Raw genomic sequence first — 13,941 nt, 5'->3', positions numbered from 1 at the left:
ATTAATTTACATTGTGCTTTTAGAGTTCTGATCTTTATTTGTTATAAATTAAAAGGAAAACTAGCATTTTTTAATACTGAAAAAATGTCACGACGTTCTTATACGCATGTTATGCCTTAAATATTTAATTCAATTTATACATCACATCATTTTCTTTCAAACTATTTAAAAGTTCTTGAGAAATCTTAATCTTATTTTTTCGGCTTGGCATCTGTACTTTTATCTTTTCAGCATTATCATAGACCACAAAATTCAAGGTTTGATTACCCTCATGAAATTTTATCAAGTCATATAAAACAGAAATGGTATCCTTTTCTAAGTCTTTAATGTTTAATTGAATAGATAACTTTTTAGCATAGGTATCCATAACATCATGCAACAACTGGAAACTATTAAACTGAATCCGTGGATCCCCTTTTTTACCTGTATCTCTATTTACCCAACCTTCGCGTACAAATGCTCTCACGTACACAAAAGAGTTGATAACAAAGAAGTGTCTAAATTTTAAATAATCTTCTCCAAAGATTCGAAACTCAAAACTATCCGTATAATCTTCAATAGTAAAAATAGCCCAACCTTTACCTTGTTTGCTCACACGATGTTGCACATCTGTAACAACACCTCCAAAGGTGACTTCCTTATTTACAATGGCTTCCAAATCATTAAAATGAGCTACCACTCCGTTGCAAAAGGTTTTCATTTCAATATTAAAATCATCTAACGGATGACCAGAAATATAAATCCCAACCACTTCGCGTTCTCGCGATAATTTCTCCATCGTTCCCCAATCTTCACAAGGTGGCACTACAGGTTCTGCAATCTGAACATCGCTGGCAGCACCAAATAAGCTGACTTGTGCCGAGTTTTCATTTTCCTGATGCTTAGCTCCATACTTCACTGCTTTTTCTAAAAAACTGACACCATCACCTTCGTCTGCAAAGTATTGCGCTCTGTGTGTATCTGCCCAACAATCAAAACCACCTGCATTCGCTAACCCTTCAAAAGCTCTTTTATTAGCTGCACGTAAATCAATACGTTTAGCAAAATCGAAAATAGATTTATAGTGTCCATTTTCTTTTCTATTATCTACAATGGTCTGAACCGCTCCGTGACCAACACCTTTAATCGCTCCCATCCCGAAACGAACCGCATTATCTTTATTTACTGAAAATTTGTAAAAACTCTCATTTACATCTGGTCCTAAAACCGGTAATCGCATCCGCTTACATTCTTCCATAAAGAAGGTTACAGATTTAATATCATTCATATTATTAGATAATACCGCAGCCATATATTCTGCTGGATAATGCGCTTTTAAATAGGCGGTTTGGTAAGCAATCCAGGCATAACATGTAGAGTGCGACTTGTTAAAGGCATAACTCGCAAAAGCTTCCCAATCCTTCCAAATCTTCTCTAGTTTTGTTTTGTCTAGTCCTTTTGCTCCGGCTTGCTCAATAAATTTTGGTTTCATTTTATCGAGAACCGCAATCTGCTTTTTACCCATCGCTTTCCTCAATACATCGGCTTCACCTTTAGTAAAATCTGCGAGTTTTTGAGACAGTAGCATTACTTGCTCTTGGTAAACTGTAATTCCGTAAGTTTCCTTGAGGTATTCTTCCATTTCTGGTAAATCGTACACAATCTCTTCATCACCATGTTTACGCGCAATAAAACTTGGAATATATTCCATTGGACCAGGACGATACAATGCATTCATGGCAATTAAATCGTCAAAAACGGTAGGTTTGAGATTCTTCATGTGTTTTTGCATACCAGGCGATTCATACTGAAATACACCAACTGTTTCTCCTCTTTGGAATAACTCGTATGTTTTTACATCATCTAAAGGAAAACTCTCTGGATCGAGCAAAATATCATGCTTCGCTTTTACAATTTTTACCGTGTCTTTAATTAAAGTCAAGGTTTTTAATCCCAAGAAATCCATTTTCAATAAACCTGCGTCCTCAACAACAGAGTTATCAAATTGTGTTACATATAAATCGGAATCCTTTGCTAAAGACACCGGAACATAATTGGTAATATCTCCTGGCGTAATAATTACACCACAGGCATGTATACCTGTGTTTCTTACCGAACCCTCTAAAATTCTGGCTTGATTGATGGTTTCGGCTTGTAAATCGTCACCATCAGAAATATTAAGAAGTTCATTAATTTTTTCTAAATCTTCTGCTCGGAATTTCTTTGCCAATTCTTTTTCATCTAAACCAAAAATCTTTCCGAGTTTAGACATCAACGGAATTAATTTAGCAATATGATCGGCTTCATTAAGTGGTAAATCTAAAACTCTGGCTGTATCTCTAATAGAAGATTTTGCAGCCATAGTTCCGTAGGTAATAATTTGCGCCACTTGGTTGGCACCATATTTATCAATTACATATTGCATTACTCGACCTCGACCTTCATCATCAAAATCGATATCAATATCTGGCATACTTACACGATCTGGATTTAAGAAACGCTCAAAAAGTAAATCGTACTTAATAGGATCTATATTGGTAATCCATAAACAATAGGCAACCACTGAACCTGCCGCAGACCCACGACCAGGACCAACGGAAACATCCATTTTTCTGGCTTCACGAATAAAATCTTCAACAATTAAGAAGTAACCAGGATATCCTGTTTTTTCAATAACGCTTAACTCAAAATCGAGACGTTCTTCAATGGCTGGTGTAATCTCACCGTAACGTATTTTAGCTCCTTTGTAAGTTAAATGTTTTAGAAATGCATTTTCACCACGTTTCCCATTATCTGCTAAATCTTCTTCAAATTTAAATTCCTCAGGAATATCGAAAGCAGGTAACAATACATCTCGAGCCAATTGATACGACTCAATTTTATCAACTACCTCTTGAATATTAACAATCGCTTCTGGCACATCTCTAAAGAGTGCTTTCATCTCTTCTGAAGACTTAAAGTAATATTCTTGATTTGGTAAACCGTAACGATAACCACGACCGCGACCAATTGGCGTCGCCTGTTTTTCGCCATCTTTTACACAGAGTAAAATATCATGCGCATTGGCATTCTCTTGATCTACGTAATAGGTATTGTTGGTTGCTACTAATTTAATATCATGCTTTTTCGCTAATTGAATTAATACGGGATTCACACGATTCTCGTCTTCTTGATTGTGACGCATTATTTCAACATACAAATCATCTTGAAATGTTTCTTTCCACCACAACAACGCTTCTTCTGCCTGATTTTCACCTACATTTAAAACCTTACTTGGTACTTCACCATAAAGATTTCCTGTTAAACAAATTAAGTCTTCTTTGTACTGTTCAATAAGTTTTTTATCAATTCTTGGTACGTAATAAAAACCGTCTGTAAAAGCTGCAGATGATAGTTTCGCCAAATTGTGATAGCCTTTTTTATTCTTAGCCATCAATACAATTTGATACCCATTATCTTTTCTGGTTTTGTCAGCGTGATTTTCGCACACAAAAAACTCACAACCAATTATTGGCTTTATAACTTTTCCTTTCTTTTCTAATCCGGCTTCTTCTGCTTGTTTGTGTTGCGCTTTTACACCTTTGTTATGATTGGAAACTGCAGTCACAAAGTGAAAGGCTCCCATCATATTTCCATGATCAGTCATTGCTACTGCTGGCATATTTTCTCTAGCAGCTGCAGCAACTAAATCTTTAACACTAATAGTCGATTGTAAAATAGAATACTGCGAATGATTATGTAAATGTGCAAAATCGACATCCTTAATTTGTGATGCCGCTTCTTTATCAATGGTTGTTGGTACAGCTTGTTCTTTTTGAAGGCGTGCGTTAATCTTAGCACTTTCCTTCTTAAGATTAATATGCTTTAAACCTATAAGTTGAATTTCTGCAGGATTTTCTTGCGTAAAATTCTCAAAATATTCTGGCTCTACATCTAACTGTTCTTTGGTGTATTGTTTACGTCTAATTAATTCAAGAAAACAACGCGTAGTTGCTTCAACATCTGCTGTAGCATTGTGTGCTTCAGAAAATGGTTTATTAAACAAATACTCATGTAACTCCGTTAAGGTTGGTAGTTTAAACTTTCCGTAACGTCCACCAGGCAGTTGACATAACGTTGCTGTGTGTTCTGTACAAGTATCTAAAACTGGTAATTCTTGAAGCGGATTTGTAACGTCTTCACGTACAAACTCAGCTCCCATAATATTTAAATCGAACTTTACATTCTGGCCAACAACGAATTTGGTCTTTGATAACGCTAAATTGAATTTCTCTAAAACTTCTGAAAGTGACACACCTTTTTCTTGTGCTAATTCAGTTGAAATACCATGAATTTTTTCAGCATCATAAGGAATATTGAAACCTTCTGGTTTTACCAAATAATCTTCATGTTCAATACAATTGCCCATACCATCATGCAACTGCCAAGCAATCTGAATACATCTTGGCCAATTATCAGTATCTGTAATTGGAGCATCCCAACGTTTTGGTAATCCTGTGGTTTCGGTATCAAATATTAAGTACATCTGTTGTTCTTTCGTTTTTTGTTAAGTGGTGTGTTTTTACTGCAAGGACATTAAAGCATAAAACGCTTCTAATCAGCAAAAATTACAATTCTATTCTTCAAAAAGTTAGCATATAAAATTACATAGAATTTGTACTTTTCTGAAATGAAATTATAAAGAGTTTTGAACATAAAAAAAGCGCTACTCAATTAAGAATAGCGCTTGTCTAATTTATAATTTAATATTTTCTATAAAGGCTGTAAATAATCTGGCACTCCATTTCCATCTGTATCAAGCGCATCATCAGGATTTCCATCACCATTTGGATCTGCATTTTCGTTAATGGTTAAAATACCATCACCATCATCATCGTTATCTAAATAATCGAAATCTCCATCAATATTTGTATCAACCGGATTACCATCTGCATCTACGGCTTCATATTGCGTTAAAATACCATCACCATCGTCATCATCATCTAAATAATTAAAAATACCGTCACCATCTGAATCATCTCCTGGATCATCTAAATTACCGTCTACATCACCATTAAAGTTTTCAAAAACATTTGGAATACCATCATTATCTGCATCACCACAATCTAAACCATCTATTATAGCTTGGATACTTCCATCTCCATCTTCACAAATTTCTATTTGCTCTTGTAAATAGTATATATACTGAGCACACATTTCATTAAAATTACCAATAGTAGCAGTAACATATTGCGACTCTGCTTCAGTTACATTACTCATTGCATCTTCACAAGACATTTCACAACTACCTAAATCATCTATAACGGCTTGTATCGTCCCATTGATATCTCCACAAAAATCACGTTGATTATTTAATGCTGCTATGTAATTACTACAAGCGGCTTCAAAATCTGCTTTAATTATAAACTCTAAATCTTCTGAAGTTGCTGCTTCATATGCTCCTTCAGCTTCATTTACCAAAATAATAACATCCTCACATACTATAGGATCTAAAGGTATCGTTCCAGATAACAATGGAACTCTATAAAATATACCACCATAAATTGGAGGATTAGTATCACCATTAAACCCTTCAGTAGTTCCACCAGTAAAATTAACAACATCACCAGATTCACTATAGGCATTAAAACGAAACGTACCCGAAAATGTATTATTTAAAATTTCAGTAAGTCTAATTTCACCATAATCAGGATAAGGAGAACCATTAGAATTCTTAGTAGAATATACTGTACCATCAGCTGCAGTAAACCTTGCCTCCATTGAATCAACATCTCCTAAGTAATACAAACCAACTGACGCAGAAGGTAAAAACAATTCTAAAGTTTCAGCGTTATTGATTCCTTTAATGGATAAAGCACCTGTTTCGGCTATTCTAGCTCCAAAAGATTTAGCTCTCCAAAGTTGATTATTATAAGAGCCTTGCAGTGCAGGTGAATTAAACTCAACTTCATCACCACAACTAAATACTGTTAGAAAAACAAGCGTTAAGAGGATTAGTTTTTTCATATTCTAAAAGGTAATTTTATCTTTGCCCCAAATATAACGAAACAAGAATATCAAAAGTATAATAATTTTTAATATTGTCGCGCTCTTGATATTTTCTTTTCGCTAAAACGCAATAAATTACTAGCAAGAACTCAACTAAACCTTTACTTTTTCCTAAAAAACAATAAGTTGTATTCAAAACCAAAAAAATATAGTATCTTTGCGCCCTTATTAATAACAGAGGTCGAGAACCTCATTAATTAATTATTATGCCTGTAAAAATTAGATTACAAAGACACGGTAAAAAAGGAAAACCTTATTACTGGATCGTAGCAGCGGATTCACGCTCTAAAAGAGATGGTAAATACCTAGAGAAATTAGGTGCTTACAATCCAAACACAAATCCTGCAACTATTGAATTAGATGTTGACGGAGCTGTACAATGGTTACAAAATGGTGCACAACCAACCGACACTGCAAAAGCAATTTTATCTTATAAAGGAGCAATGCTAAAAAATCATTTAGCTGGTGGTGTTAGAAAAGGAGCACTTACTGAAGAACAAGCACAAGCGAAGTTCGATGCTTGGTTAGAAGAAAAAGCAGCTAAAGTAGCAGCAAAATCTGAAGGTTTATCTAAAGCTGACGCTGACGTTAAAGCTAAAGCATTAGAAGCTGAAAAAGCTGTAAATGAAGCACGTATCGCTGCAGCAACACCTGTTGTTGAAGAAGAAGTAGCAACTGAAGAAACAGCAGCTTCAAACGAAGAAGAATAAAAAAAATATTTTTTATACTTTTAACCCAGACTATTATGGTCTGGGTTTTTTTATTACCAAAAATGTCACATCGCGTGCAGTCGAGATGTAATTATTGATTGGCATTTATTATTATTCTCGACTGCGTTTGAACTGACAGACTAGGAAAATGAAAAAAGAAGATTGTTTTTATTTAGGAAAAATTGTATCTAAATACAGTTTTAAAGGAGAGCTTTTAGCAAAACTAGATACGGATGAACCCAATTTATACGATAGCTTAGAGGCTATTTTTGTGGATCTAAGAGGAAATTTAGTACCTTTCTTTGTTGAATCTTCACAATTACACAAGTCAGATTTGCTACGTTTAAAGTTTGAAGACGTAGATACAGAAGCAGATGCCGATGCATTAATTAAAACAGAGCTATACTTACCTTTAGAATTACTTCCAAAACTAGAAGGCGATAAATTCTATTTTCATGAAGTTATTGGTTTTTCAGTTAAAGATCAAAACTTTGGACATGTTGGTATTATTACAGGAATAAATGATTCTACAGCTCAAGCTCTTTTTGAAATTGACAGAGATGGTATTGAAATTTTAATTCCTATGAATGATGAATTTATAGATAAAGTAGATCGAGAAAACAAAACCATTGAGGTTAACACACCTGAAGGATTAATTGATTTGTATCTTGAAGAATAATGAGTTCTCTTCCTTTTAAATTCAAAGAATTCTCTGTAAACCAAGACCAATGTGCCATGAAAATAGGTACAGATGGCGTTTTACTTGGTGCATGGACTTCAGTAGAACTTAATCCATTTTCTGTATTAGATATTGGAGCAGGTACTGGAGTTTTATCTTTAATGATAGCACAACGAAGCTATGCAGAAAACATTGAAGCTCTAGAAATTGATGCGGATGCTTACGAACAATGTTCCGAAAATTTTGAAAACTCACCTTGGGCAGATCGTTTATTTTGCTATCATGCTTCACTACTTGAATTTGTTGAAGAAATAGATGATAAATTTGATATTATAATTTGTAATCCACCTTTTTATTCCGAAAATTATAAAACTGAAAATACATCGAGAGATTTAGCGCGTTTTAATGACGCTATGCCTTTTGAACATTTAATTTTTGCTGTTGCCAATTTACTATCTAAAGATGGTTTGTTTTCTGTTGTAATTCCTGTTAAAGAAGAACGTAAATTTATTGAATTAGCTTCTAAATCGGGTTTATTTCCTAATCGTATACTTCATGTTAAAGGAAATCCTGATTCAGAAATTAAACGAAGCTTACTAGAATTCTCGTTTACAGAAAGCACAACTAAAACGTCTCAATTAGTTATAGAAACCGAGCGTCATCAATACACAGAAGATTACATTAATCTCACCAAAGATTTTTATCTGAAAATGTAAATCTATTGTTGGGCAATGCTATCGTTTTCGTTACTTTTGTTAAACTTATAAAATAACACCTTCTATTTTGATAATTTCTCAGAATTAGAAGTTATAAATAACAAAATTAGAATGAAACCAGATTTATTCGAAGCACCAGATTATTATAATCTTGATGAATTACTTACAGAAGAGCACAAGTTAGTGCGCGATGCTGCAAGAGAATGGGTAAAACGTGATGTCTCACCTATCATTGAGGAGTATGCTCAAAAAGCTGAATTCCCAAAACAAATTGTAAAAGGTTTAGCCGATATAGGTGCTTTTGGACCTTATATTCCTGAAGAATATGGTGGCGCAGGCTTAGACCAAATTTCTTATGGTTTAATAATGCAAGAAATTGAGCGTGGAGATTCAGGTGTTCGTAGTACAGCCTCTGTACAATCGTCTTTAGTAATGTATCCTATTTGGAAATATGGAAACGAAGCACAACGTCAAAAATACTTACCAAAATTAGCTTCTGGTGAATGGATTGGTTCTTTTGGATTAACAGAGCCAGATCATGGTTCTAATCCTGGAGGCATGACCACCAACTTTAAAGATATGGGTGACCATTATCTTTTAAATGGTGCTAAAATGTGGATTAGTAATTCACCGTTTTGCGACGTTGCTGTAGTTTGGGCAAAAGATGAAAGTGGACGAATTCATGGCTTAGTTGTAGAACGCGGCATGGAAGGTTTTTCTACACCAGAAACACACAACAAATGGTCACTTAGAGCTTCTGCTACTGGAGAGCTTATTTTTGATAATGTAAAAGTCCCTAAAGAGAACTTATTACCAAACAAATCTGGATTAGGAGCACCATTAGGATGTTTAGATTCTGCACGTTTTGGTATTGCTTGGGGAGCAATTGGTGCAGCAATGGATTGTTACGATACCGCTTTACGTTATAGTAAAGAACGTATGCAGTTTGGTAAGCCAATTGGACAATTTCAGCTACAACAAAAGAAATTAGCTGAAATGATTACCGAAATCACTAAAGCTCAATTATTAGCGTGGAGACTTGGTGTAATGAGAGAAGCAGGTACTGCAACCTCAGCACAAATTTCTATGGCAAAACGTAATAATGTTGAAATGGCAATTAACATTGCACGAGAAGCAAGACAGATGCTTGGTGGTATGGGAATTTCTGGCGAATATTCTATTATGCGTCATTCTATGAACCTCGAAAGTGTTATTACTTATGAAGGTACACATGATATTCATTTACTTATTACAGGATTGGATATTACAGGCTTAAATGCCTTTAAATAAGAATAAAACTTATGAATTATAAAGGCTTAAAATTTCAAATTAAGCCTTTATAATTTTCATAAACTGATATTAGACAGTTTTTTTAATTCCTCTGAGGCCTATATTTGCATTCAATAAAATTACAAGTAACATTCAGTATGGAAGACACAAGACAGGAGCTCATTCAATTTATCAACTTACAATTAGCCTCAATAGGACAACCCACCTACAAAGATTCAGAAAACAGTAAAGAAAAATTCTGTGATCCTAAATTTGAAGTATTATCACAAGGATTGATAAGAAGTTTAAGAGAAAAATCGAGACTTTTAGCAAGCCACCTTTGTCCTGCGGATTCAAGAATTCAAAATTTTATAGACGATTATTTAAAGGATGTTTCAATCGAAAAATCGTTTGTGCTTCCAAATAACACATTAATTTTATCTAGAAAAGGACAAGCTAGAGAAGCCAGTTTACCGCCAGATGGCAATTCTTTTGAAAGCGATTTGGTAACATCAAAACGTCTTAAACAAGGTATCCTAAATAATCCTTTACATGATAAAAGAACAACTAAAGGCACTTTTCATATTGTAGAAGGTCCACTACCTGTTCCTTTAGATAAAAAAGAAGTACCTAAAGTTGTATTAGCTCACTTTTTACATGCAGCTTTCACTCCACCAAATGATTTAAAAACGCTTCCGTTTACATCAAACCAAACAGAGAAAGCGCAAACTATGGTTTCTATGTTATTGAGACCAGTAGTGTGCCCAGAAGTAAAAGGTGTTATTGAAGAAAAATCATTAGAAGTACGCTTTTTTGCACCAGGTACCTTAGTTAGTAATTTAGATTTTGTGGAATCTATATTTGGCAATGCAGGAGATCCTAATTTAGCTCATAATGATGCTGCATTAGATCCAGAGCATTGGACAGGTCACACAGGCTGTATCATTCTTGCTCCTCAATTATTAAAACTCAAAAAGAAAGATGTAGGTCTACCACATTATAACGATGCTACAGAACGTCAGAGAAAAGACGGAATGTGCTGGCAAAATGAACACGAGCTTTATAATGAAGGTAGCGCATTTAAAATAACATGTAGAGATGAGAGAGGTGTTGTTGTTACCCTTATTGCTGATAACTATTATGGGTATTCAAAAAAAGAAATAAAAACACAAATCAGTTACTCTGCAAACCTATTTGGATTAGCTGAAGAAGAGCATGCTGGTGGAGCTATAGCTTACGCTAGACGTGTTATGGGAGAAACCGTAAATTGTAATGACTATTCTACATATTACGGATTGGACCAAACTTTTGAAGAGGTTAAAACCCTATTGGCAGATAGAATTGAAGTGAAACCTGAAAATTATGCCATAGACAAAAATTATCCAAATTTAGTTTATATACCAGAATCATCTTATTTTAATACCGCTACCAATAGCATCGCATGGAATTATAAAGGTAAAGAACAAAAGTTAACCTTATCTCCATTTAAAACTTACATCCATCCTTCTGGGAATAAACTAAGATTAGAAAAACACAAATCTATCAATCTATGGAGAATGATTGAAACTTATCCAGAAGGCGTATTCTGCCACAAGCCTTGTACCGTTTCTGGAGGAGGTAAGTCTGAGATTTCTAAATCAATGCAAAACGCTATTACTTATAGTCCGTTTAACATTCATAATATTGATGAGGATTTTAAGAAAGCGGATGAAATCATTGAGTTTAACTATTCAACGCGATGGAAAGTTAAAGATCCTAATAGACCCATTTCAAGATCATTTTTAAGTGAAAAAAGAACCTTAGGTTCTGTTGTTAAACTATTAACACCAAATGAAGAAAATTCAGATGAGTTTAATGAGTTTTTAAATAATATTCCTGTACATATTCGTTCATTAGTATTATTTGTAAAACGATTATTTAGACAAGCTCATGGTGCAAACCTTAACTGGAAAGATATGATGTCTGTTGAATTTATCAATGGTGCAAAAGGAACGTCTTTAATATACAACCATACACCAGTTGTTGGTAGTTATGTTAGAATAGGTTTTAATCAAGAAGGCAACTGGATGCTCAATAAATTACGTTCAGATTTCGCAGCATGTGAAAAGATTCAAACAGAAGATGATATAACAGCATCCATCACATTGCCAAAAGAACGTTTTAAGAATTTAAATAAAGAATACACCAACCAAAGTGTCAAAGTGCTTACTAATTGTGAAGCACATTTATTCCAAAGACCAGATGAAGCTATTGTAAGAGGTTATGATAAACTTGCTGAATTAGATATCATCTCTGATGGTAGATTCTTAACCAATTATGAAATGTTATCTAAAAAAGATGCTATTGCAATCTATGAGGATACCATAAATTACGATAAGTACACCCAACCCGTTAAAGATTTTATCAAAGAAATCATTGATTCTAATGATGAAGACATACAATTTGTCTTGCCTTCTCATCCAAGAATTGTGGATGGCGAACCTACTAAAAATCCAAGATATTTAGAACCAAATAAAGTTTATAATGAAACGGAAGCAACTTACATCTCTGATGTTGGTGTACGCTTATGTAGAAGAATTAAGCTTGAAGACCCAGTAATACATGTGGTAAATGCCGTTTTACCAGGTAGAAGAAACAACCCAGCAGATAGAGAAGCTGGTATTAGACCATTGGCGGTATACAACCCAATTCATTATCAAGAAGCTCCAGAATTATTTATGGATTTTATCTGTAGTTTAACAGGTAAATCTCCATCTACTACAGGAGCAGGATCTGAAGGCGCATTAACAAAAGCTCCATTTAATATGTTGACTCCAACAACAGATTTAAACAACGCTTTATTATCACACATCCTAACAGAATCTAATGGATTTAGTACTGCAGCAGGTTACGTTGGTGCAGAAAACAAAATTGACCATGATGTTAGTTTACTCATCCCAGAGATTTGGGCTAGAATGGCACCAGAAGATAGAGATCCTAAAAACTTAATTGCAAATGGCTCTTTAGAAAAGCTTGAAGACTTTGAGCATAACGGAGAAAAAGTATTAGCTAGTCGTTTAGGCTATAGAATCACCAAAACATTCTCTTTATTATGTTTAAACAGATTGTTTGACGAGCCAACTGCTGTGTTTAACAAGCGCATGTTAAAACCAGAATTGCAAAATTTAGAGGATTTTGTAGATGGTATTAACAACATTGTAGAAGCACAACAAAAAGTAGCACTCAACTATTTTGAAGATGGTAGTATTGATGCAGCAATTCCGCCTTTAAAAATTCTATTAAACATTATGGCTTATGGTCATTATGAAGGTAAAGATATTAGTGACCCAGAGTTAAGAAAGTATTTTGATAGAACTTATGTCTTAAATGCTGATTGGTATAAAGAAAGGTTAGTCTTAAAACAAGAAAAAGACATTCAATATTATGCTTCACAGATAGATTATTTAGAATCTTTTATTAAAAGTCCACACAATGATATTTTAACAGAAGAATTACAATTAAACACACGTTTAGAGCATACTAAAAAATCATTAAATGAAGCAAAATCACCAGAGTATTTAAACCAGTTGGTCGGTACAATTGGTAGAGATGTTTTGTATAAAAAATAAACTCTAACAAATTAGGTGATCTGATTTTTAATTAGTTAAACGAAACAGTCTTACTAAAATAAAATCATATAATTTAGAAATGCTTCTCTTAATCGAGAGGCATTTTTTTATACTAAGTACATCAACTAAAAATAAAACTAACAGATCATTTTTATCGTATATTTAGTATATGAAAAGAATTTATCAAACTATTTTTTATGGATTATTGTTATTATTAGCTTCTTGCACTAGCGATGATATTACTATAATTGAAGAAGACCTTGAAGAAATCGTTGAGGAAATTATTGATGATGACGACGAAGTAATAATTACTAATTCAACTAATATTCTAGCACTTGGAGATAGTTATACAATTGGCCAAAGTGTTTGTGAAACATGTCGTTTTCCTGAACAATTAAAGAGCAATTTAATCGAGACGTTTAATGATGGAACTACTTTTAACCTTAAAGTTATTGCTCAAACAGGTTGGACAACCAATAACCTAATTAATGCCATCTCTAATGAAAACCCTGAAAACAATAATGATTTAGTTACCTTATTAATCGGTGTAAACAATCAATATCAAAATAAAGCATTTTCGGTTTATGAAACAGAATTTCCATTATTGGTTTCAGAGGCTATTGAATTAGCTCAAAATGACAAGTCTAATGTTATAGTGATTTCTATTCCAGATTATGCTTATACTCCTTTTGGACAAAATTATGGTAATACTCAAAATACATCTTCAGAAATAGACCAATACAACGCTTTTGCCGAAAATTATTGTAACGAACAAAACATTACGTTTGTGAATATTACAGATATTACTCGACAAGGTTTAAATAATCCAAGTTTAGTTGCCTCAGATGGCTTACATCCTTCTCAATTAACCTATTCTATGTTTGTACAACGCTTACTTCCTATTGCGATTGAAAAAATTCAATAAGATTTAC

At 33.8% G+C, this 13,941-nt stretch carries 8 protein-coding genes; 6 read left to right on the top strand and 2 right to left on the bottom strand.

Annotated elements, in window-relative coordinates; genetic code table 11:
• Nucleotides 1–124 precede the first annotated feature (124 nt).
• Both dnaE and ACJJVO_RS14120 read right to left on the bottom strand, forming a co-directional pair.
• Nucleotides 125–4,504: a DNA polymerase III subunit alpha gene (dnaE, locus tag ACJJVO_RS14125; RefSeq protein WP_405575233.1), complete on the bottom strand. Its 4,380-nt coding sequence runs from the start codon at nt 4,502–4,504 to the stop codon at nt 125–127.
• A 227-nt stretch (nt 4,505–4,731) separates the two neighbouring features.
• The gene (locus tag ACJJVO_RS14120; RefSeq protein ID WP_405575231.1) at nt 4,732–5,985 is read right to left on the bottom strand and encodes a DUF6252 family protein; all 1,254 of its coding nucleotides are present in this window, start codon (nt 5,983–5,985) and stop codon (nt 4,732–4,734) included.
• Nucleotides 5,986–6,233: 248 nt separating this feature from the next.
• On the opposite strand from ACJJVO_RS14120, the gene ACJJVO_RS14115 reads away from it, so the two are divergent.
• The 6 genes from ACJJVO_RS14115 to ACJJVO_RS14090 all read left to right on the top strand — a co-directional run bounded on the left by ACJJVO_RS14115 (nt 6,234) and on the right by ACJJVO_RS14090 (nt 13,934).
• Nucleotides 6,234–6,737 carry a 30S ribosomal protein S16 gene (locus ACJJVO_RS14115; protein WP_405575229.1) on the top strand — a complete coding sequence of 168 codons (504 nt, stop codon included), beginning with the start codon at nt 6,234–6,236 and terminating at the stop codon, nt 6,735–6,737.
• Nucleotides 6,738–6,885: 148 nt separating this feature from the next.
• Nucleotides 6,886–7,416, top strand: coding sequence for a ribosome maturation factor RimM (gene rimM / locus ACJJVO_RS14110; RefSeq protein WP_405575227.1), 531 nt, complete (start codon nt 6,886–6,888; stop codon nt 7,414–7,416).
• Nucleotides 7,416–8,132, top strand: coding sequence for a tRNA1(Val) (adenine(37)-N6)-methyltransferase (locus tag ACJJVO_RS14105; RefSeq protein WP_405575225.1), 717 nt, complete (start codon nt 7,416–7,418; stop codon nt 8,130–8,132). Before rimM ends, ACJJVO_RS14105 begins: the two co-directional genes overlap by 1 nt.
• A gap of 111 nt (nt 8,133–8,243) precedes the next feature.
• On the top strand, nt 8,244–9,422 hold the full coding sequence (locus ACJJVO_RS14100; protein ID WP_405575223.1) for an acyl-CoA dehydrogenase family protein: 1,179 nt from the start codon (nt 8,244–8,246) through the stop codon (nt 9,420–9,422).
• Between the two features lie 137 nt (nt 9,423–9,559).
• Nucleotides 9,560–13,009 (top strand): hypothetical protein, encoded by a 3,450-nt coding sequence (locus tag ACJJVO_RS14095; protein ID WP_405575221.1) that lies wholly within the window; start codon nt 9,560–9,562, stop codon nt 13,007–13,009.
• A 169-nt stretch (nt 13,010–13,178) separates the two neighbouring features.
• On the top strand, nt 13,179–13,934 hold the full coding sequence (locus ACJJVO_RS14090) for an SGNH/GDSL hydrolase family protein (RefSeq protein WP_405575219.1): 756 nt from the start codon (nt 13,179–13,181) through the stop codon (nt 13,932–13,934).
• The last annotated feature ends 7 nt before the right edge of the window (nt 13,935–13,941 follow it).

The sequence above is a fragment of the Winogradskyella sp. Asnod2-B02-A genome (assembly GCF_045063645.1).
GTDB lineage: Bacteria > Bacteroidota > Bacteroidia > Flavobacteriales > Flavobacteriaceae > Winogradskyella.
The sequence above is the reverse complement of the archived record's forward strand: the minus strand, read 5'-3'. Positions and strand labels throughout refer to the sequence as shown.